Below are 22,483 nucleotides of genomic sequence, written 5' to 3'. Positions count from 1 at the left end.
TACTGGATTACCTACAGGGGCGGCGCCATCCTTTTTTAATTTCGCAAAGAACGAGATCGGCTGTGACTCATTTTCCAATCTATCGAATAGGCCAAAGATTCGGAATTTGCCAAACTTGTCACCGTAAGAGAGGTGTGTCGTATAACCGTCAAGATCATAGTCGCTCTTATACGCTTTGAAATTATGATACATGTATGATGTGTTGGCTGAAATTTCCCTTTTTTCAGGAAGCCTGGTTGTGATGAATACTACACCTCCGAAGGCATTGCCGCTATATAATGCGGAATAAGGTCCATAAATCACATCAACCCGTTCGATCTCCTCGAGCGCCACCAGGCTCCATTTGGGCCCGGCCGCCACGCTTAAATAATTGCTCAGCCTCATCTCATCTGCCAAAACTAAAGTTCTTCCTGACGTCTGGTTGTGAGTTCCTCTGATGGAAAGATTGCTGCTACTGCCGGGTATGAGTTTTCTCACATGCAATCCTGGCTGGTATCTAAGAATGTCGTCGGTACCCACTACATTTCTCTTTTCAAAATCCTCCTTAGTGATCGATTCCACTACTGCCGGGACCCTGGCGGCAGGCGGCACTGCTTCTGTCGGTGGGGCCGTCACCACAATCTCCTCCAGCTTTGTGACTTCTTTCTCTTTCTCCTCTGCCCAGCCCACCTGCGAGAAGACAAGACTCATGATACTCACTAAAACAACAACTGACTTTACCCTCTTCATTCCAAAACCTCCTCTTCTTCATTCTCGAATAACTTTAAGCACTTAACCTGAAGACAGAGGAAACTACCATTGACAATACCCCCTTTTTCTGCTATAAAAGGAAAGGGCTCGGTAGAATCCTCTGCCGTTCTCCGGGGAAGGCAGCCTGTTCCATTACCCGTGGCGGCTGCCTTCCCTTTCTCTTTTCGCTCTGTTCTCTCCTACTTACCCCCTGTCACCCCCTTCCATCGCTACTGTAATGATTTAGTTCACTCCTTCTCTCCTCCATCCTTCCTCGCTACAATAATTTCTGCTGGACTCGATGAAGTGGTGGGATGAAGAATATCTTTTTCCACAAATCCACATCTTCTCAGCAAATCAAGATATTCTTCTTTTGAATAGAGGTAATGGGGACTGCCGAGAAGGGTCAACCGAAGATCCCAGAGAGAAGAAATAAGAGAATTCCTGTCCTTCTGGCGAACCCAATGATTGATAACAAGCGCTCCTTTCTCCTTTAATGCACGGTATATCTTCCTCAGAGGAGTTTCAAGGATCTCTCGAGGTTGGTAGAAGAGTGAATGGGATATGAAAATGAGATCGTATCCACTTCCCAGATCATCATTAAGATAATCTCCTGCCATTACACTGACCCGTCCCTCCATTTCATAATCTTTAATGAACCTCCGGCTTATTTCCAGTACTGGAGGCAGATCAAAGACAACAGCCTGAAGCGAGAGATTTCTCTGAGCAAATGCAATGGAATAAAGTCCATGCCCACCTCCCAAATCCAGAAGCCGTTTAGCATCTTTGAATTCGGAAAGCCCTGCTATCACTTCAACAATATCCTGCAACGCCCCCCTTATACTCGCTTCGGCTGAGGCCATGATAAACCTTCTATCGAAGGTATCTTTCATTTTACCTTTCACCGAATTGCGTAAATGTCCATCCCTCAGGGCCTGGTCAAGTTGAGACCACAACGGGTAGCTATCTACCACGAAATCTATCAGATCTCCCTGATAGAAGATGCTGTCTTTCACAAAGAAGGATCGAACTAAGTCAGTATTAACATATCCCCCATCTGCCTTTGAAATCAGATCGAGAGAGACCAGGACTTCAAGGAGTTTCTCCGTTATTGCCGGCTCTGTAGATATCTCCTCTGCCAGTATAGATGCACTCTTTGGCTTATCAAGCCTGGAGAATATCCCATATCTCATCGCAGTGGACAATACCTGTGTGAGGATGTATCCTCTGATTATCTGATTTATTGGCTCAAAGCCAGTCTGAGGATTTGGGATCTTCTTCAACTCGGTCCTCCTGTATCAGATGATGTTATGCCTTTAGTCCGATCCCCCAGGCTTTTGCTCTCCTCTCTTACCTCAATGATGGGTACCATCAGTAGAAGACCGAATCAAACAAGAAGAACATTGCCTGCAAAGAAAAAGCCCATCAATGTTTACAAGTTTTGACTTCAGCACCAGATCCCCGCAGTGGTGACATTGGGCAAAGTCAGTAAATGTCTCGGTCCGGGGTGGTTTCCTCGTTGTCATCACAGCCTCAAAGAGTTCGTCGTATTTGAGAGAAAACAGCCTCTTTACCCTATCATCGAGCAGGCTCTGAAGGTAGGTAACATCCTCCACCGTTGCCTCCCCCTTCTTAGCCTTCTCCTCCAACTCAATATGCTGTGGTTCATCCCTGAAACTCTGCTCTCTTAAGGATAGCCTTACCCCTAGCCCTGTTCGGCTATTGAGGAATGTGTACTTGTGTTTGCCGAAGTCATGGATTTTCAGCCTCTGATTTCCAAGAGTACATCCTGAAAGGCACTGGATGGCATCAATGGCGCTCGTTGTGTTCTCGGCGATAACGATGAGCCCGCCATCTAAGTTCTCCTTCCGAGATAGTATCTCAAAAGCCACTTCATAGGCCTTGCACCCGATCACAAGATCAGGGCAGAGATGCCCGTGGAAATCAGCTACCCTTTTTAATTCCATATTAACCAGCATCTTCCTCTCCTCCCTAAAAAAGAACATCAGTTCCTCATCCCTCAACACCCGAAAGCCCAATATCCAATGGCATGGAGACAGAAGACTCTGGGGCGAAGAATCATGGAAATGGAGATAAAGCAGGTATACATTCTTATCCTGGGTCTTCACAAGATAGGTAATATCCCTGGATGACAAATCACCTTTAAAGGTGCCCAAGAGACCTGTCACCTTGTGCTCCCTGTTCTGGTAAGTAAAGCTCAAAGGGATCTGGAGTCTATTGTCATAATCCACCCTTACCCTCCGTTGAATAAACTCCACCTCCTTTTTATTGATAGACCGTAGTATCTCTTCGTTTTTTATAGGCATTTTGCTGCACTCCTTTTTATAGCCCCTGAGTTAACCTTATGTTTCCGGGTATATAAACACCATATCCTGATATGCAAAGGTCAGGACTTCGCAATCATATATCCTCTTTATGTTATCACGTGTGATGATCTCTTTCGGGTTTCCTTCATTCAATAGTTCCCCGTCCCTTAACAGCATCACTCTGTTTGCAATGAGTGTGGCAAGATTCGGGTCATGAAGGGTCATAAGCACTGTCGTTCCTCTGTCACGGACCATGGTCTTGATTACCCTTAAGACCTCTGCCTGATGTTTTATGTCGAGGTGAGCGGTTGGCTCATCGAGAAGGAGAATTTCGGGAGATGCAGACAATGCCCTTGCTATCATGACTAATTTTCTTTCCCCGCCGCTTATTTCAGTATACAGGCTATCAGACAAGTTGTGTATTTCTAGAGAATCCAATACCTCATTACACCTCTCAATATCTTTTCTGCCCGGTACTGAAAATATCCCGATATAAGGCGCCCTCCCCAAAAGGATAAACTCAAGTACGGTATAGGGGAAAGACGTCTTGTGGTCCTGAGGCACATAGGATATCCGTTGTGCAATTTCATGTCTCTTCATGCAACTCATGTCTGTGCCGTTTACATAGATATGTCCGGAAGTCGGTTTCACGATTGCGTTGATGCATTTCAGGAGGGTTGTTTTACCGCTCCCGTTCGGCCCCAAAAGCACAATAATCCTTCCCTTCCCGATAGAAAGGTTTATATGTTTCAGTACGTCTTTACTATGGTCATAGGAAAAACAGAGGTCTTTGATCCGAATCATTCCCATACACCACCCCTGCTCTTTCTGATAAGATAGGCAAAGAAGGGCGCACCGATTATAGTCGTGAGCACGCCAACCGGCAGTTCAACGCCCTTAGCCATCCTTACTGCATCGTCCGCAATAAGCATCAGCGCCGCACCGAACGTTGCTGAAGCAGGCAAGACCCTGCGGTTATCGCTGCCTATGAGCAACCTCACAATATGGGGCACCATCAGGCCGATCCAGCCGATTATGCCCACCACGCTGATTGCCGCCGCTGTCACAAGGGTTGCAGTACCGAGCAGCACCAGCTTCATCTTTTCCGTGTTCACGCCGAATGCCTTTGCCTCCTCATCGCCCATTGACAGGAGATTCAATCGCCATCGCAATAAGTATAAAAGGAATGTTCCGACTATAACAAACGGCCCTGAATACGATACGTCTTTCCATGAGGCAGCCGAAAAACTGCCCATAAGCCAGACGATAAGTACGTGCAACTGTTCCGGTTCGGCAAAGTACCTGATGATGTAGTTTCCTCCGGTAAAAACGGCATTTGTTATAATCCCTGCCAGGACGAGAGAAAGAACCTGAGTCTCTCCTCTGATCCTCGCCATACCGTAGGTCAATAGAACAGCGGCGATGCCCCCTGCAAAGGCCATCAATTGAACCGGGAGTTTGTCACCCAGGGTAGCAATGGAGAGGCTTGCGCCAAATGCTGCTCCGGCGGATATCCCCAGGATATACTCGCTTACCAGGGGATTTCTGAAGGTCGCCTGAAAGCATGCACTCGATGCTGAGAGCGCACACCCTGTGAGAAGGGCAAGAATAATCCTCGGCAATCTGATGTCAAACAGGATAGCCTGCTCTGCAACAGATTGGCCGGAGCAGATGATCCTCTTCCCTATCAGACCTACTATTTCTGAAGGGGTGAGAGAATACGGACCGAAAAAGACAGAGGGGATACAGAAAAATAGAGGAGACGCATAGAGCAAAAACAACACGATACTTTTAGTCTTTCGGGTCATGATACGAGACTCCGTAAAATTTCTTAAAAAATTTATCTGTAATATCGGCCCAGTCGATCATGAGTTCGGGATAAAACTTCGCCGTATGCCATGCAAGCAGAAGAGGAACACGTGGGGTGAAAAGTCCGGCTATCTCACGGGGATGTTTGTATACCCTCTTTTGTCCGACTGCATTTATATGCCTAAGATGTGGGTTATTCATCACATCCGCTGCCGTGTATTTTGCAGAGGCGGATATGGTAATCACATCAGGATTCCATATACTGATCTGCTCGAAGGATACTGTTGTCATGAATAGTTTTATATCCTCCGCAACGTTGTGAGCGCCTGCAAGAACCCTTATGTCCTGTTTACCCCAGTAGCCGCCTGCAATATAATTCGGTCCGGCTCCGGAGATGTACAATGCCTTGATCCTGCGAGTATCGTCTATCTTTTTCAATTTACATTGAATACCCCCTATGATGCCTTTCATATGGTTTATCAGCTCTGCCGCACGCCTTTCGTTTCCAAAGATCTTTCCCATGAGTTCAATCGAATAATAGTTTTCATCCAGACTCTCCAGATTCAGCAGGACGACGGGTATGCCGAATTCCTCCAACCTCTTTATCGTCTTTCTGTCCATACCTAGCGGATGTTCCGGCCCTATGGTGACAAGGATATCCGGCTTCAGCGCAAGAACCCTTTCTATATTTATATTGCGTACCGATTGGGCTATTACGGGGATTCTTTTCAGAGCCGGTATGAACTTACACAAAGCGCTGTCGACTATGCTTTTGCTGATGCCCGCCACCCTGTCCAGAGCCCCCAAAATATATATCGTTTCGATACAGGTCCCGCTCAAAATTACCGCTTTATTAATCTTCTCCGGTATAACCACCCTTCTCCCCTCGGTATCAACAATCTCTCTGCACTTAGCATATGAACTTCCTGCAGACGAGACAACAGCAAGAAAGATTAAAGGTATCACTTTACAGAACTGTAGCGAGATTTTGAATTTCGGGAACCTGATCATAGTATTGCGCTGACATTATCTTCTGTCCTGGAAACCGCCTGATTGAACGTAACAGGGTACGACTTTTCAACTACGGAAGATATTAGAAAGTAAACTTCACCTCTCCGAAGAATACCCTGCCCGGGTCCTCGTACACATAGAAGGTTCTATATTTCTCATCGAATACGTTATCCACGCTCAATGAAAGATCGATATTTCTCAGACAACCCCATCTAACAGGCAAATGCTTTACGGCTTTTAAATCTACTACAAATGAACTGTCCATAAACATCTCTTCTCCTGCAGCGGTATATTTTTTATTATCATCATTGGTATGCTGAAGGCTCAGATAACGTGCAAACCCGCTGACGGTAAAATTATTTTCCATAGCATAAGTTACACCCAGATTAGCCTTATGCTTCGGGCTAAAGGGCAGCCAGTTGCCTTCCTGTGCCGGTTTGGAAGGGTTTTCATCGATCTTGGCCTTATTCCAGGTATAGTTTGCCGTCACCAGCAAGTGCTCAAGAGGATGTAATGCAATCTCAAATTCAGTTCCATAAGACTGCGTACGCCCAATATTCTTATTCATCCAGACGTTATCCGCACTAAACCATGAGAGTATCTTGTCATCGGTGTAATTGTAAAAACCAACGAGCCTGGCCTGTACGGATTCGCCAAACCATTTCTCCATACCAAGCTCCCAGGAATGGGTCTTCTCAGGCTTGAGATCCGGGTTAGGCTGCCTCGGATTCCCCCCGGACGTTCGATCATCATACAGTTGTTCAGGAGTGGGAGGCATGTAGCCCATACCGTAGTTTGTCCAGATAGAAGTCTGCGCTGTAAAGTTATACCTTAACCCGACCTTGGGGCTCCAATTATCATGGGAACTGTCCTCAGGGTTTCTAGTCTTAAAGGTGGTAAAGGTATTGTCATAGTTCTTCCATTTGTCATATCGAACTCCTGCTGTGACGATCGATGACTCTGTCGGTTTCCACACATCCTGCAGATAGCCCGCAATAGTCCTTATCTTGTACCTATTTTGCTGTGTGGAAGCGCCGGTAGTAGAACTGATAAAATCCTGGTCGGTCGTCTGTTTATTATAAAAGAAACCGGCAGTCAGGGTATTTCTCAAACCAATGTCACCGGTGAGCTGTAATTCTAAGGGGGTTTCATCATAATCGGTATAGCGTCTTTGCCTTTCGGCATACTTGGTTCCTCCGTAATCATAGCGGTGCAAGAGGTCATCATAACGGTATCCCAATGAACCTTTGAAGGCAAAGCTCTCGCCCAGCTTCTGGTCATAGATGAGACTGGCAAAGTGCCGGTCCCAGTCACCTCCCACATTGGGACGGCCTCTGGTATAGTCATCATTGAAGAAGTTATAGAGAAACGACAACCTGGAACTGCCATTGAATCTATAGTTTGTATTGAGGGAAACACTCTTTTTATCATATCTGCATTTTTCGACCATCGTTATGCCGGGAACGACATTATTGGTTACTATGTTCTCTCCGTCCGATTCTTCTTGTGCAACTGCAAGGGAGTAATATAACTTGTCTAAACCTCCACTTGCAGTAGCGCTAAGACGATAGGTATCGAAGGTGCCGTATCCCCCGCTGAAGGTGCTCTTAAACTCCTTCTTGCCCTCTTTGGTTATTATATTTATTACCCCGCCGCTGGCATTGGCCCCGTAAAGGGCAGAGGCGGGTCCGCGAACAATTTCGATTCGTTCAATATTCTCCGGCGGTATAGCCTGAGTGATTTCCCAGTTAGTGGGGATACCGTTGACCAGAATGACCGTCAGGTCGCTACCCACCCCGCGGATATTGGGATAGGCGGGAAAAGGAGCATATGCGCGGCGGAGGGTAATACCTGGAATCGAACGTAAAACATCCCCTATATCACCGTTGGGCAGATGCTGGTTTTTTATCTCTTCTGAGGTAATGACTGTAACCGAACCAGGTATATCCTTTATCGGAGTCTCGTATTTTGTGGCTGTCACCACAATCTCCTCCAGTTTGTTGACCCCTTTCTCCTCCGCCCAACTCACCTGGGAGAAAAAAAGACCCATAATCGCTACTAAAACAAAAACCAACTTCAAAGACCTCATCTTAAACCTCCTCTTTTTCATTCTCAAATCGTAAGCGCTCATTGTAGAATTGATGTGAGCCTTCACTAACTTCTGCTCCCCAAAGATACTCTGTAGATAGACTCCATCCTTGTCGGGCCGAAGTATATTTACCCCCTCCATAAGAAGCTCTTCCTTTCCTTCTTCCGTGTTCAGATAAGCATTTGCTTCACACACAATACCTCCTCCTTTCCTCTTTGATAAGGATTAATAAAAACCTCTTCTTAAGTCAATTCAAAGACAATGGTGATCTCCAGGGAAAGAAGTATCAATCCTCAAGCTCAACTATCAATTCACAGTACTCATCTTCTGGTCTGATCTTACCCAACTTCACCCGGAGTTTTGGGTTTAAAACCTGAACTATTGGGGTAAGACCTTCCTCGTGCGGGATGGGGCAGAAGTCCTTTGGGGATATCCCCAGCATCTGGCAGGCAGCCAAGGTAGCACACCATCCCTTGTGCCTGGATACAACCCTTTTGGGAGTACTTTCAGTCCGCTCCCGTTCCATCAACTCACTAAATCCAGGGTAGTGCTCTTCCATTATGGCATCTATAACAGCCATACCCGCCCTGGCATCATCCCCGGTTATACCCAATTTTGAGAGGTTCTGTTTTACCATTTCGGCCATCCCTGCGTGGAGCCTGGCATTAATCCTTATGGCCTCTTCTCTACCGATCTTCTCTGCCACAGCCATAATATAGCCTATATGCCCTGCAAAGCTTGTAGTATAGATCTTCTTCAATGTGTCTTTGGAAACTTCCATCTCTCTACCTCCTTTTTGTCGTTGTCAAAGCCTTCTTTTCCTGTGTTTTTCACCACTATAAAATAAAATTCTTCACCTCCTTTCAGTCGCAATACTGAAATTCTTGATCCCTGAATGCCTTACCTCATCAATCACACTTACTAAAATGCCAACACTTACATCCCTGTCCGCCTTTATCCGCAAAAAGTCTCTTTCCCTATCGGTTAATCCTTCTTTAATCGCCATTTGAAGGTTCCTTAGTTCCACCCTTTTATCCATAAAATAGATCTTGCCATCCTTCGTAATAAATACTGTTTTAATCGCTTTATTCTTTGCCTCTGCTGTCTTTGATTCGGGAAGCTTGATCCTGATTGCCGGTTCCTGTATCAGATGAGATGTAAGCATGAAGAATAAAAGCAGGAGAAATACCACATCCACCAATGGAGCAATATCCATATGAGCATGATTATGTCGTCTGCGTTCAAATTCCATCTTTATATTCCCCTATGGTTGACATAAAGCATATCCCGTGTTAATATTTACCGAACAAAAGAGGAGGTAAAAAATGGGTAAAAAAGTCGTTTTAGAATTACCAAATAGCATGTTTGATAAAGTGATGAAGTTTAAAGAGGAATCGCACCTTCCAAATGAAGAGTCTGCAATATATGAACTTATCAGGTATGCATTAACACTTCCCCTGTATTTCAGGGATTTTGACTGGAAAATGGCAGAAACAGAAGCAGACTCGGATATAGCATCAGGAAGGGTTAAGGAATTTTTATCGGTAGATGAACTCATCACTGATCTAAATGCATGAAAATAGTCAGAACAGACTCTTTTAAGAAGGACTACAAGAAACTCCCACATCATGTCCAGAAAGCCTTTGATAAAAAGATCAGGCTTTTTATGGAAAACATTCAGCATCCATCTTTGAGGGTTAAAAAACTGGGAGGGTACGAAAACAAATGGGAAGCAAGTATTACGATGTTTTATCGTTTTACCTTTGAAATTCACAAAGGATATTATCTCCTCAGAAGGATTGGTCCCCACGATACACTCAAAAAACCTTAAAGGTCTTTTAGCCCGCATTTTGTTTCCTCATATAGAGACTCATGGTTATCTCCTTCATCATAAAGGCGATATCGTCGGCCTGCTTTTCAAGGTAGTGATGCCCAATATGTACCGGTATCGCTACGAGTAATCCTGCTGCCGTCGTAATGAGGGCTTCCCAGATGCCTCCGGCGAGCATCGAAGGACTCACACTCGAACTGTTTGAGATCACCATAAATGCCTTAATCATGCCTGTAACAGTACCTGTAAGACCAAGGAGCGGTGCTATCGTCGCAATGAGTCCAAGCCAGCTCAGTCCTTTTTCCATCTCCCTTACCTGCCGGGTGCCGATGACCGATAATTCTTTTTCGTTCCCACCATTCTCCAGCGCCGTTAATAGAGGAACTAATATGGCCGGTTTCACTTTCAGGATATCTGGTCTGCCTATCTCTTTCAAGATTCTTCTGTACTGCAAAAATTTATTGATTAAGAGTGCAACTCCTGCAAGAGAACAGAGCATGATTGGATACATCAGGAATCCGCCCTTCAGGAAAAACTCAATCATCAATCCCTCCTGAGCATAAATCTTATGGGCAATAGGGCATGTGAAATAATGGGTTGCCCGTCTCTCTTTGCCGGGAGAAATGTTGATCTTTTCACAGCCTCAATCGCCGCCTCTGTAAAGCCGTAACCGGCTCTTTCTGTAACTTCAACATTTAAAAGATTACCCCTGTGGTCAATGGCAAGTCGCAAAACAACCACTCCCTCTTTGCCGAGTTTTCTTGCCATCAAAGGGTAAACAGGTATTCTCCTGTGCAGAAATTTAGGCCCTGTTGCCGTCCCGAATTCCACATCACGAGGCCCTGAAGTTCCGGTTGAGGCAAAAGACTGAGGTGCGGGAGAAGCCTTCTCCAGAGGGTCAGCAATCGCCAGGGGTAAAGCAATATCTTTTCTCTTATCCGTAATTAATATAGGTTCTATTACTTTTTCTTCTGTAATTTCAGGATGTTCCTCAATTTTCAGGGGTTCTTCCATGTTCTTCGTCTTCTGTGACAATACTCTGCTAACTTTTAGTGTCTTTTCCGGTATCTCTTGCTTTCGAACAGAAGACATCTCTTCGGTTATTACAAAAAGCTCTATCTCACCAAATTTCTGGACAACGGCAAAAGAGACAGGAATAGCCATAATAAGGATATGAATAATTCCTGAAATAAAAAGCCCGGGGTTATGCCGTATGTTCAATATGTTCAATACCTTTCCTCCACCAGAAGACACCAGCTTGAACAACAGGGGGGTAATTTCCATAATACGATAATTAAATTCGTGTTACTCAGGGATAAAAAAATTTTGGGGGTAATTTTTATGTCAGTTCTTTTCCCGTAGTCGTGAGAGATAGTTTTCCATGTTTCACTCCCCTGGCGCCGATAAGTCGATCACTGATCTCTTTAATTTCTTCACCCTTCCCCCTAACAATCAAGACCTCCAGACAGTTATGCTCATCCAGGTGTATATGCGTGGTAGAGACGATAGACCTGTAATAACGATGCTGCAGATGAGCAAGGGTATCGGAAATCTCTCTCGTATGATGGTTATAAACAATGGTAATTGTCCCTATCGTCTCGCCTGTACCGACCTCCCACTCCGCCTGCACCAGGCTGTCACGGATCAGGTCTCGAATGGCTTCCGAGCGGTTGGTGTAACCCTTGCGGGCAATGAGCTGATCAAATTTTCCCAGCAGACTCTCATCTAACGAAACGCCGAAACGTACAACCTCTCCCATCTTTTTCCTCCCCTTGTGTGGCACATTTTAAAAAATAATAATACCCATGTCAAGTATTTTTTGGGGGGCTGTCACCGAAAATTTTTCGCTTCACTGGTGGGAAGAAGGGATGTTGCAAATACCTCACGTCTGATAGGAAGGATGTAAATCTCCGGCATGTTGAGCCGTGGGAAACCGCTGCTACAAACCTATCCCGTAAGTGAGGGCCTTTTTATCAATGCTCAAATGCATCTGTGTATGGATAAGTTCATGGTGGCTTACGGTAAACGGGTGGTAAACGAGATGAGACTCCTCTAATCTGAGCTGGATTTTAGAGAGAAGGGGGAAAATTGCCCTTTTATCCGCGGTGATGCTTGCGATGATAATCTTTGCACTTTCTAACGCTTCTTGAACGGGAAGGGTAACCGGATAAAGCCCGTTGGGAAGTGTATCATCTGTCTTGCCTTCCGGTTGAAAGACAGTCATCTGTCTTGCCCATCTTAAGAAGAGGGCAGGATTAACTTTGAAGGCAGGGAACCAGAAATAGAGTGTTTTTTCCTCGCAGACGTCCGTAATGGCTCTGGGTAAGTTTCCCACCCTGATCAGGTCTGCGTAGGAGGCGAGTTTGATACCCTCGATGGTGACTTTCAACCTCCAGAAAGGAAGATAGTATAATGGGCCATCGGCACCTGGCGCCATCACGATAAATGAGACGGGGTCAAATACCGTTCCGGGACAGCTCCACAGAATTGCAGTTCTTGCAGATGAGTACCAGGGAAGCTTTCTCCCCCTCCAGGTCCCAACCACACCGGGGGCAAAGGGTAGGAATAAATTGTATTTGACCGTCCTGTCCAGGAGGTAAGATGGGAGGAGCTTTTTCAATTCCTCCGAGAGTTCATTGTAGCGGGCGGGAAGATTGAAAATGGTGTCAATGCTTTCTCCCACGAAATCGTTAAAACGTGAGACGATAACACGGTTCAGGTATTCCTCAATCTCCTCGGTGGTAAACATTCCCTGGGTTCCTACGAGGCTGTTGATGAAGAAAACCGGCTGTATGACACGAAGATTAAAAACACCAAAAGCCCGGAGACGGATCAGGCCCAGTTCCGCATCCCTGAAGGCGACGGGATCTCGTGTCCCCCATTTCAGATTGGGGAAAACCTTCATGTTGGTAAAATAAACTTCTGCACGGAGAGGGCTGGTCGTCCCCCACGGCAGACTGAGTATCTTCGTCAGTATAGGGATATTGGCGGTTTTCAGGGTATGCCTGCCCAGGCCGATATTATTCGTTCCCATCTCATCCTTCCTCGCAGAATGCCCTCTTATTGTGGAGTGTTATCCTCCTTACCAGTTTGTGAAATTTTACTCTGTAAGCACTTAATACATTATTGACCATTGACCATCGGGCTGGTGGATGAGCAAAGTGCCCCGCAGGGGCATTTGGACTTCAGCCGATTATCTGTTTGACAATTACTCAGCAAATTTATAGATACAAACAGTATTACTATAATAGTTTGTAACCCATAGCTCCTTTCTGTCTTTAGAGAAGCATAAACCGCAAGGGCGCAATTGATCAGAAAAAGTCTTTATCACTGACATCGCTTCAGTATTCACGATTGTAATGCTGTTGTCGCCATAGTTGGCAACAAAAAGATACCGACCATCATTTGAAAGATCAATAGTTCTATGCATTTTCCCCACTGCTGTAGTCGCAATTAACATTCCCCTCTGTACATCAAATTTCTTTATAAGTCCTGGCATATTCAGTGAGATATAAAGATACTTTCCATCACCGCTGATAACGAGATGGCGGGGATTAAACCCTACCACTTTATTTTCAATTACATTGTGAGTGACAACATCAATCTTTGACAGGTAATTTGAACCCATATTTGCAACAAAGGCATATTCCCCATCAGGGGTAAATATAATACCACGGGGGATTCGGATGACCTTCATATTTTTCAGTTTTTCGAATGTGCGGGCATTGATTACCGAAACATCATTAGAATGCCAGTTGGTAACATATACCCAATTATCGTCTGGAGAAACAGCTATCACCTTAGGTGTTACGCCAGTTTTTATAAATGGGAGTTTCATTATTTTTGTAGTGTCATTTGACGTATCATATATCCATGCCTTTTTATAAGATGACTTCCCCTCCAGCTTCTCTTTTCTATCATAGATTACCACCCCCCCTGCATTATGAAGCGATATCCAGATGTATCTGTCTCCATTTGAAAAGGCGCTTTCTATAGGTTTTTCTTGAAACGAAGGAATTTTTATCCTCTTTTGATAGTTAAAACCAGTACCGGGAGTTTTTTTAAATTTTATTTTTTTCAATACCTTTTTTGTAACTGTATCTATAAGCCATACACTTCCACCTTCAAGATTACTCACTACAGCAATATCGCCCCGAGGACTAATAGCTATTGATTTTGGTGCCCCGTCAGCCTTAAAGCATTTTATCTTTTCAAGATTGACAGGATAGGCATTATTGCCGAGAAATAGTATGTAGAATAATATTAATACCAGAAGTTTCATTAACTACTAACAGTAGCGGATAATGGGTCGAATCTTTTCTTCAACTTTGCTTAGCGTTTCAACCTCATCCACAACCTCTTCCTGGCTTGACTAACTGCACTGTAATCTATAACCTCCTACCGATTTCCCAATTTCAGGTTGGGTGATCTAACACCACCTCTCCTTAGGACGTTTGTCAAGAGGAAAGATTCGATGATCCCACCTCCTTATCTTCTCATTGTCCTTCAATTCCTGATCTATATGCCCGCCTCCTGATACTCCCCAAAAACGTTCCTCAATACTCCGCATATCTCACCGAGTGTGACCTGTGCCTTGACCGCACCAACGAAATAGGGTATCAGATTTTCGTCTTCCTTTTTGGCCGCATCCTCTATCTTTTTGAGTTCGGAATGCACCAGGTTATTGTCTCTCTCGGCCTTGATTTTCTTCAGTTTGGCAATCTGCAATTCTTCCGCCTCTGCCCTCTTCTTGGCATCGTAAGGATGGGCTACAATCATCTGGGGAAGCACGTCGAGTTCGTTTTCGCCCGTGAATTTATTAACTCCCACGATTATCGTCTCACCTCGTTCTATCTGAGATTGATGCTCCCAAGCCTGACGTGCCATCAGACGTTGAGACCAACCACTCTTTATGGCCTCCACAGCCCCACCCAATGAATCAATTTCGTGGATGAATTTCCATGCCTCTTCCTCGATCTGGTCGGTCAAAGATTCTACATAGTAGGAACCCGCCAGTGGATCAATAACTTCCTCCAGACGAGATTCATACCTCATTATCCTGGTGGCGTCATCTCTAAGCTGTCGCGCCTCGTAACTCCAGCCGAGCCCCAGGGGCTCATCAAAAGGTATACCTCCTGAGGCTTGACCACCGGCAAAGCATCCAGCAATGCCCCCGATAACGCCACGAATCAAATTGTTTAAGGGCCGCTGTTTTGTGCACCAGTCGGCGTCATGTCTTGCAAAATATGCAGACCGCAACGTCATTATTCTCTGGCTGGTAGCGCCAAAGCGTTCTTTCATGATCTTCGCCCACATCCTTCTGGCTGCCCGCCACATAGCTATCTCACGAAAAAACTCGGGGCCGCCTCCTAAACCGAGAAAGGTGAAACGCGGCACAAACTCATCTATACTTAGCCCCGTGGACAGCCCTAATCTAATGTAGGCGATGGCATTGGAAAATGTGAAGGCTATTATCTGTGGTTGTGTCAGCGCCCCGGCCTGTCGCATGTGGTCCCCGGAAATGCTGATGGTGTTGAAGAGAGGCAGATATTTTGTGCAGAACGTTATAGTATCGCGTATCATCCTCATGGAAGGATCCACAGGAAATATGTGGGTACCCCTCCCCAGTATTTCCTTTAGAATATCATTCTGGGGGGTTCCCCTGAGTTTGGCTATGGGAACGCCTTGCTTTTCTGCCAAAGCAATGTACATAGCCAGGATTATGTTCACCGGTGCATTTATGGTCCAGTTGGATGCCATCTGGTCGAGGGTTACCACCCCTTCAAACGCGTCGTACAGCGTGGCGAAGTCCTCTAAAGTATCTATTGCCACGCCGGTGCCCCCCACTTCTCCCTCAACAAGAGGATTATCGGAATCGTAGCCGCACTGCGTCGGCAGGTCAAAGGCGATGTTGGCTCCTCTTCGGCCTTCACTGCGCCAGAGGTCGCGAGTATCCTCGGCCCTGCCGAACCCACTGTACTCTCCCGCTCTTGACCTGACACCACTGGATACCATGGCGCCGGAGTCTATGCCTCTGTCCAAAGGGGGGTTGAAAGTCGCGAAACCCGACCGGGTAAAGGGGTATTCACCGGGGAAACCTAGGTCATCCAAGAAATTCCAGTCCTCCCTAAGATCAAGAGGGGTATGAATCCGAGTATACGGTTTGTCCCTTTTTAGTTTCTCAAGGTTTGTCTTGAGCGTGGTTTCCTTCCATCGCTTTTCTCTCTCCTCTATTGCCTTCCGATCATCTTTCATAATATCATCTCCTGTTTTTGATGATGATTGATTAACGATAAGCCGTTTTGGGTGGGCGAGCGATAAAAAATATAGATGAGTGTGAAGTTTGGAGTGAGCTAAAATGCCTGAAGTTGAGACCTTAGATTTTTGAGCGCGGATGAATCCAAATTTCAAAGCTCTCAAAGTTACAGAAAAATCAGAAAATTTAGGCGCTTCACACTTTAATTCACTTTAGTCACTTTTCCGCTTTATGCGGGTTAGGTATGTATTAGAGATTGATGTTTGAGTATTTCCTGAAGGGTCGAGTGTCCGTTTTATTTTTCAGTATATCCAGAGAACGGACGATAAACTTTCTCGTATCGTGGGGCATAATGATGTCATCTATATACCCACGCTCTGCCCCTTTGTAGGGGTTTTCATAGATACTTCGATACCCTTCGATCCTTTCGCTCCTTACCCTGGCCGGATCATCGGCCTCTTTTATCTCTCTGGCAAAGATGACGCTGGCCGCTGTCTCCGCCCCTACGATAGATATGCGGGCATTGGGCCAGGCATAAACTAAATCAGCTCCCGTATCCTTGCAGCACATGGCAAGATAGGCCCCGGCAAAGGACTTTCTCAGGATAACGCTAATCTTTGGCACGGTAGCATCAATATAGCAATAGAGCATCTTTGCCCCATGCCTTAAAATCCCCTTGTGTTCTTCCCTGGAACCGATCATAAAAGCAGGGGTATCGTGGAGGTTTACGAGGGGAATATTAAAGAGGTCACAGAATCTAACGAATCTGGCAACTTTATCAGCGGCGTCACAATTGATAACCCCCCCTAACCAGTTGGGCTGACTGGCCACAATACCCGTTGGACGGCCATGAAAACGGGCAAAACCTATGATTACATTCCGGGCAAAGTCCGGGAAAAGTTCAAAGAAATCCCCATTATCTACGATCCTTTCGATAACCTTATGCATATCAAAAGGGGTGGATGGTTGGACGGGGAGCATCTCATCAAGTTCATAGGCGACCCTTTCCGGGTCGTCATCCGCATCTGTTACCGGAGGCGTCTCTCTATTGTTGGAGGGAAGAAAGCTCAGGATTTTTTTAGCCTTATCCAGGGCGTCCCTATCATCTTCTGCCACTACGTGTGTCTGACCACTGATGATGGCATGGGCAGGCACCCCGCAGAGTTTCTCCAAGCTGATCTCCTCGCCTAACTGGGTTTTGACAAAGGCCGGTCCTGCTATTCCCATAAAACCTGTCTTTTTACACTGAATGAGGAAATCCTGCATGATGGGGTGATATGCCTGCCCCCCCAGGCATGGTCCCATGATGATAGCAATCTGGGGGATAATGCCCGAGGCAAGTATCTGCTCCCTGAACAGCCAGCCATAGGACTCCAGGGTATCCATCCCCTCCTGAAGCCGGGCGCCCCCTGAATCGTTCAATCCCACGAAGGGGACCCCCTTTTCCTTTGCCATCCTGATAGCTTCCGAAAATTTTTTCCCATGGTATTCGCCAAAAGTGCCGGCCATGGTGGTATAATCCTCGGCGGCAGCCATGACATACCTTCCGTTGACCTTTCCAAAACCAACGACAACTCCCTCCGCGGGGATCTCTTTTTCCCCTAGCCCGAAGGCGGTGGTACGATGTTCCACAAAGAGACCGATTTCTGTAAAGGTCCCCTGATCAAAGAAATAGTCCAATCTTTCCCGGGCGGTTAACTTCGATCCCTCATGCTGTTTCTGGACAGCCTTGTCTCCGCCCATTTTTTCTATCTTTTCTCTTCTCCCTCGGTATTCTTGATAGATCTCTTCATAACTTCTCTCTGTTTTTCTTGCGCTCATTATCTCTATCTACCTCCTGCGATATTTCTCGTAAATCGGATATTCAACGGCTGTTATTACTATCTCTTGGCGCCGGGAGGAACATCAACACCCTCCTTTCTTAAGATATCGAGGGGCGAAACGGGTTCCGATTCATGTAAATGTATACAATTCTCCCTCAATACCTTTCTCTGGGTCTCCTCACTCCAGCCGAACCCTTTAAGTTGTTTGAAGGCCTTAAACCATGATTGCATGCCCACAAAGGGATAATCTGTTCCGAAAAGAATCTTTCCCTGATAGAAGGGGGTATTGGCAGACACAATAAGACTTTGCGGATATATCCTGGGAGAAGAGCCTGATATATCAAGATAGACATTGGGATGCCTGAAGGCCAGAGACATGGCCTGGTCATGCCATCCTCCAACGCCGTAGTGGAGGAGCACCAGTTTTAAAGTGGGAAAATCCACGGCCACATCGTCATAAAGGAGAGGCATCATATACTTGATTTTTGTAAAATACATCCCTGTTGTCCCACAGTGGCTCTGCACGGGGACGTTAAATTCCACACACTTTTCATAAATGGGATAGAAGAGCTTTTCGTCATTGGGATAGGTACTCACAGCGGCGGGATGGAATTTCATCCCCTTGAGCTTCAATTCCTTGATACATCTCTCCGTCTCCTCCACCGCATCTTTTCTCCGTGGATCTACCGAGCCATAACCGATGAATCTGTCCGGATAACGGGAGACCAGTTTTGCCACTTCATCGTTACTCAACATGGATTTTTTCAATGCCCAGTGCTCAGAGGCGGAGCTATCCAGGCTCATTATTACCGCCTTTTCCACGTTGGCCTTATCCATGTCCTCCAACATATCATCGAGACCCTTCGGGATAAGCTCATCCTTCAGCCTGAAGTGTTTGGCAGCCATGAAAAGTCCCGGATTCTTCCTCAGGTCATCCCGGAACATGGGGTGGGCATGATAATCTATGGCCGGAACAGGTGAGCAGGCGGCGCTTTCCTTCTGGACATCTTCAATCTCTTTTTCACATGCGGAGGCCTTGCTCTCATCTTTAGCCTCTTTCAGCAATTCCAAAGCCTGCTTAAAAAACATTTCCGCATCCATGTAGTATCTTGCAGACAATGCAGACCTTGCCTCCTCATACAGCTTTTCGACCTTCTCTTGATCTTTTAACTCTTCTCCCATAATGAAACTCCTTTCAGTACCAGTTCACAGAGATCTGTTATTGATGTCCTTTGACTTACGACTTACGACTTATGACTTGCCTTTACCACAACGGTAGAGATCTTCGAGATCTATCTCGTTGTAATGAAAACTTATATCTTTTAGTGAATGGGCATCGCTATTCTCCAGAAGGAGGAGATTGTACCTTCCGGCCACTTCCCTTACTCTATCCTCTTGAAGCTGCCAGGAGGCGTTCTTTAATTCGATCCCATGGATATTTCCTCCCTCTTTAGCGAGGAAATCATCAAAACCGTTCCCGAAGAAAGGGTGCGCACAGAACCTGAAGACCCTATCCCGCAGGAATAATTCCACCACGTGTTCGCTATGGAGGCGAATCTCCTGGCCCGGAATGATTATAATTCCCTCATGGGGGAAATATCGGTCGGCTATCTCTTTTACCCTGAATCCATAATCCTTATTGCAATGTTCGGTAACCGCAATCCCGGACAGACCCTGTTTCTTTATCTGTTCGATAATCTTTTTTACCGTTTCCATCCGGGGAATGGAATCGCCCGTCGCTTCCAGAGGGTGCGTATGCAGATCAATCTTTACCTTCACACCCATTAACCCTTCTTACAACCTTCTATTTTGTTTTCCGTGGCAACTACAGTCCAACACTGCCTGCCACTACATTCCTATGAAAGGCCCCATCCCCGAACAACAATTCCAGTTTTTTTGCGTTCCTGGTGTAGAGATGGAGGTCAAATTCTTCGGTGAAACCAATACCGCCGGTAAGCTGATGGGCAATTTTTGTCAAATCCTTGAAGGCCTCGCCACACCATGACTTGGCAATAGCGGCTTCTTTCTCACACTCAAGCCCTTCGCTGATGAGCCAGGCCGCATGGTACGCGGCATGTCTCGATGTTTCCGACTTTATGAACATTTCCGCACACATATGCTGGACAATTTGGAGTGCAGCCAGGGGCTTTCCAAATTGCACCCTCCCATTGACATGGGCGATGGTCAGCTCCATCACCTTCTTCATCCCTCCCACACACTCACAACTGAGTGCGACAGCGATTTTGGGCCATAACCTTTCGATACATTCCCATCCCTTCCCCGGTTCTCCAACAATCTGTTCTATGGTTACTTTTACGTCTCTCATGTTCACCACACAGTCAACACCTTCTCCTGAAATGGTCTTTAAGGGAATTATCTCGAGACCTTCGGCTTTACCATCTACCACGAAAAGTGTTACCCCTTCGCCGCTTGCCAATGGTGTCCTTGCCGCACAGATGATGTTGTCTGCCACATGGGCATAGGGCACGAAAGATGCCGTTCCGTTGATGTGATAATGATCTCCCACCGGCTTGGCTTCCAGACCTACCTCGCCCTTGCTATAGATTCCTGCCTTCCCGACCAGTGCGAGGGTAGAGATACAATCCCCTTTCGCTATCTTCGTTAGATACTTTCGCTTAAGTTCCGCTGAGCCGGAATCTTGAAGTAAAAGACCACTGAGAACTACCGTGGAGAAAAGGGGAGTTGGAACTCCTGCCCTTCCCGTCTCTTCAAAGATGATGGCAACCTCCAGGAAGCTACCCCCGTAACCGCCATATTCCTCATCAAAGGCAAGTCCCATCCATCCAAGTTCGCCCATCTTCTGCCACAACTCAGGAGAATAACCTTTGCTATCATGTAGCAACTCCCTCACCAGAGATTTGGGGGCTTCTTTCTCAAAAAACTTTCTTGCCATATCTGTTAAGATCCTCTGGTCCTCATTAAAATTAAAGTCCATGGAACTCCTCCTGTTGTTAATCTTTCCCCAATGTAACTATTCAGGCACAAAGAGACAAAGGCACATAGGCACAAAGTTGTAGGAATACGATCGGAATGCAGGACACAACCTGTCCAAATACCGCTTTGTAAACATCTTATAGGAACTTAAGCAACTCATTCTCTTCAGATCTCTCGACTTTGTGCCTTTGGTGCTCTGTGCCTTTGTGCCTACCTGAGTAGTTACTAATTTATACCGGAACTATTTACCACCTATTTTCAGCCCCCGTTGGGCAATGATATTCTTCAGCACCTCCACTGTACCTCCCTGCAAGGTATACGAAGGGCTCCAGAGATACGACTCGCATACCACACCGCCGAAAAGCGCCTCCGGTGAACCCGGCATAAGCAGACCGGGCAGGCCCATTAGCGTTGTTGCCACGTCGGCCAATTTGGCCTCAAAGAGGGTGCATATCGTTTTACCCATTGCCGCCTCGAAAGACGGTATCTTCCCCTGATCCAGGAGAGAGGCCACATAATAGACAAATAATCTTGACACCTCATACTCGACCTCGAGCTTTGCCACCGTATCCCTGATCAGGGTATCCCGGGAAAGAGGCTGACCGTTTCTTTTGTTGGTCTTTACATACTCCAACAGGGCCTCCTTGACCTGGTAGTTTTGCATGAGCCGGTCAATGCCTGCCCTTTCATAATCCAGGTTAGTCATGATCTGGCGGAATCCATTATCCTTTTTACCTACCAGGTACTCCTCCCCGATCTTGACGTTATCAAAAAAGACCTCGTTAAAAGAGTGGGCACCTACCATGTTTATAATAGGACGGATAGTGATCCCGGGCATCTTCATGTCCACGATAATTTCACTGAAGGAATTATATCTCGAGACGCTGGGATCGAAGTTGGTTCTTGCAAGCACCCAGCCGTATTCGGCGTAATGTCCACCTGATGTCCATATCTTTTGCCCGTTGATGATAAAATGATCCCCCTCCTCTACGGCCGTTGTCTTGCAATTGGCCAGATCTGATCCCGCTTCAGGTTCGCTGAAGAGAAGGGCAAAACAAGCATCGGCGTTGAGGATCTTTGGTAAAAACTCCCTCTTCAAATAATCGGACCCAAAGTGTATGAGTCCGGGACCGACCTGACGATCTCCCATATAGTGATACGCCATCGGGGCAGCCACCCGGAACATCTCTTCCAGCATGATTATCCGGTCGGTGTATCCCAATCCCTGCCCCCCGTGCTCTTTAGGCCAGGCAAGTCCTATCCAACCTTTCCTGGCTACCTCCTTTGAGAATTCCCTCGAAAGACCCCCCGCCAGGTGTATGCTTCCAAAGGGGTAAACTCCCCTGGCCATTTCTACTTTCAGGAAATCCCGTACCTCTTCTCGAAATTGCTGCTGCTTTTCTGTTAACTTAAAATCCATGGGAAAATTCCTCCTGAATCAGAATTTAACTCGAGAGCTTTGCAAAACTGAAAATTGGCTTCGTGAAGGGCGAAGCAAAGATTTTTTCGGGGAGGGGGGCTCTGCCATCGCAGCGAAGCGCCCGCCAGGGCAACTGTTTGAAGGCGAAGCCTGAGTTTTGCCCTGGCAGCGAAACTAAATGATGCATGGTCGAAAAAAGATTTTGAAGCCCTGATGAAGGCAATTTTCAAAGC

The 22,483-nt window shown here is 46.3% G+C and carries 21 protein-coding genes; 1 reads left to right on the top strand and 20 read right to left on the bottom strand.

The annotated features are described in order from the left end of the window. From QMD03_03605 to QMD03_03565, 9 genes are all read right to left on the bottom strand, one after another. Nucleotides 1-729, bottom strand: a 729-nt coding sequence (locus QMD03_03605; protein MDI6776317.1) for a TonB-dependent receptor plug domain-containing protein, incomplete at its 3' end; no start/stop codon positions are given. A 248-nt stretch (nucleotides 730-977) separates the two neighbouring features. Beyond that, entirely contained in the window at nucleotides 978-2,012 is a 1,035-nt protein-coding gene (locus QMD03_03600) for a class I SAM-dependent methyltransferase (GenBank protein MDI6776316.1), read from the bottom strand. Nucleotides 2,013-2,084: 72 nt separating this feature from the next. Then, on the bottom strand, nucleotides 2,085-3,056 hold the full coding sequence (locus QMD03_03595) for an FmdE family protein (protein ID MDI6776315.1): 972 nt from the start codon (nucleotides 3,054-3,056) through the stop codon (nucleotides 2,085-2,087). A gap of 36 nt (nucleotides 3,057-3,092) precedes the next feature. Beyond that, entirely contained in the window at nucleotides 3,093-3,866 is a 774-nt protein-coding gene (locus tag QMD03_03590; protein MDI6776314.1) for an ABC transporter ATP-binding protein, read from the bottom strand. Next, nucleotides 3,857-4,864 (bottom strand): iron ABC transporter permease, encoded by a 1,008-nt coding sequence (locus tag QMD03_03585; protein ID MDI6776313.1) that lies wholly within the window; start codon nucleotides 4,862-4,864, stop codon nucleotides 3,857-3,859. Before QMD03_03585 ends, QMD03_03590 begins: the two co-directional genes overlap by 10 nt. After that, nucleotides 4,848-5,831, bottom strand: coding sequence for an ABC transporter substrate-binding protein (locus QMD03_03580; protein MDI6776312.1), 984 nt, complete (start codon nucleotides 5,829-5,831; stop codon nucleotides 4,848-4,850). Before QMD03_03580 ends, QMD03_03585 begins: the two co-directional genes overlap by 17 nt. Before the next feature lie 127 nt (nucleotides 5,832-5,958). Next, a complete protein-coding gene (locus QMD03_03575) occupies nucleotides 5,959-8,160 on the bottom strand; it encodes a TonB-dependent receptor (protein ID MDI6776311.1) in 2,202 nt (733 codons plus the stop codon). A gap of 91 nt (nucleotides 8,161-8,251) precedes the next feature. Then, nucleotides 8,252-8,746, bottom strand: a complete 495-nt coding sequence (locus tag QMD03_03570; protein ID MDI6776310.1) for a hypothetical protein — start codon at nucleotides 8,744-8,746, stop codon at nucleotides 8,252-8,254. 72 nt (nucleotides 8,747-8,818) lie between these two features. Continuing rightward, nucleotides 8,819-9,217 carry a biopolymer transporter ExbD gene (locus tag QMD03_03565; GenBank protein ID MDI6776309.1) on the bottom strand — a complete coding sequence of 133 codons (399 nt, stop codon included), beginning with the start codon at nucleotides 9,215-9,217 and terminating at the stop codon, nucleotides 8,819-8,821. Nucleotides 9,218-9,290: 73 nt separating this feature from the next. On the opposite strand from QMD03_03565, the gene QMD03_03560 reads away from it, so the two are divergent. Next, a complete protein-coding gene (locus QMD03_03560; GenBank protein MDI6776308.1) occupies nucleotides 9,291-9,542 on the top strand; it encodes a hypothetical protein in 252 nt (83 codons plus the stop codon). A gap of 261 nt (nucleotides 9,543-9,803) precedes the next feature. Here the strand turns inward: QMD03_03560 and QMD03_03555 are convergent, their stop codons facing one another. The 11 genes from QMD03_03555 to QMD03_03505 all read right to left on the bottom strand — a co-directional run bounded on the left by QMD03_03555 (nucleotide 9,804) and on the right by QMD03_03505 (nucleotide 22,250). After that, nucleotides 9,804-10,340 carry a MotA/TolQ/ExbB proton channel family protein gene (locus tag QMD03_03555; GenBank protein ID MDI6776307.1) on the bottom strand — a complete coding sequence of 179 codons (537 nt, stop codon included), beginning with the start codon at nucleotides 10,338-10,340 and terminating at the stop codon, nucleotides 9,804-9,806. Continuing rightward, nucleotides 10,340-11,026 (bottom strand): TonB family protein, encoded by a 687-nt coding sequence (locus QMD03_03550; GenBank protein MDI6776306.1) that lies wholly within the window; start codon nucleotides 11,024-11,026, stop codon nucleotides 10,340-10,342. The genes QMD03_03555 and QMD03_03550 overlap by 1 nt, the downstream gene beginning before the upstream one ends. Before the next feature lie 109 nt (nucleotides 11,027-11,135). Then, nucleotides 11,136-11,555: a nickel-responsive transcriptional regulator NikR gene (gene nikR, locus QMD03_03545; GenBank protein ID MDI6776305.1), complete on the bottom strand. Its 420-nt coding sequence runs from the start codon at nucleotides 11,553-11,555 to the stop codon at nucleotides 11,136-11,138. Between the two features lie 180 nt (nucleotides 11,556-11,735). Then, on the bottom strand, nucleotides 11,736-12,830 hold the full coding sequence (locus tag QMD03_03540; GenBank protein MDI6776304.1) for an SPFH domain-containing protein: 1,095 nt from the start codon (nucleotides 12,828-12,830) through the stop codon (nucleotides 11,736-11,738). A gap of 174 nt (nucleotides 12,831-13,004) precedes the next feature. Continuing rightward, the gene (locus QMD03_03535; GenBank protein MDI6776303.1) at nucleotides 13,005-14,078 is read right to left on the bottom strand and encodes a selenium-binding protein SBP56-related protein; all 1,074 of its coding nucleotides are present in this window, start codon (nucleotides 14,076-14,078) and stop codon (nucleotides 13,005-13,007) included. 236 nt (nucleotides 14,079-14,314) lie between these two features. Next, on the bottom strand, nucleotides 14,315-16,051 hold the full coding sequence (locus tag QMD03_03530; protein MDI6776302.1) for a methylmalonyl-CoA mutase family protein: 1,737 nt from the start codon (nucleotides 16,049-16,051) through the stop codon (nucleotides 14,315-14,317). A 250-nt stretch (nucleotides 16,052-16,301) separates the two neighbouring features. Beyond that, complete coding sequence (locus QMD03_03525) at nucleotides 16,302-17,873, bottom strand: acyl-CoA carboxylase subunit beta (protein ID MDI6776301.1); 1,572 nt, start codon at nucleotides 17,871-17,873, stop codon at nucleotides 16,302-16,304. 59 nt (nucleotides 17,874-17,932) lie between these two features. After that, entirely contained in the window at nucleotides 17,933-19,057 is a 1,125-nt protein-coding gene (locus QMD03_03520) for an amidohydrolase family protein (protein ID MDI6776300.1), read from the bottom strand. A 69-nt stretch (nucleotides 19,058-19,126) separates the two neighbouring features. Further along, complete coding sequence (locus tag QMD03_03515) at nucleotides 19,127-19,660, bottom strand: PHP domain-containing protein (protein ID MDI6776299.1); 534 nt, start codon at nucleotides 19,658-19,660, stop codon at nucleotides 19,127-19,129. A gap of 40 nt (nucleotides 19,661-19,700) precedes the next feature. Continuing rightward, a complete protein-coding gene (locus tag QMD03_03510) occupies nucleotides 19,701-20,831 on the bottom strand; it encodes an acyl-CoA dehydrogenase family protein (GenBank protein ID MDI6776298.1) in 1,131 nt (376 codons plus the stop codon). 240 nt (nucleotides 20,832-21,071) lie between these two features. Beyond that, nucleotides 21,072-22,250 (bottom strand): acyl-CoA dehydrogenase family protein, encoded by a 1,179-nt coding sequence (locus QMD03_03505; GenBank protein ID MDI6776297.1) that lies wholly within the window; start codon nucleotides 22,248-22,250, stop codon nucleotides 21,072-21,074. Between the last annotated feature and the right edge of the window lie 233 nt (nucleotides 22,251-22,483).

The organism is Syntrophales bacterium (genome assembly GCA_030018935.1).
GTDB lineage: Bacteria > Desulfobacterota > Syntrophia > Syntrophales > CG2-30-49-12 > CG2-30-49-12.
This window is presented reverse-complemented; position numbering and strand designations above follow the sequence as displayed.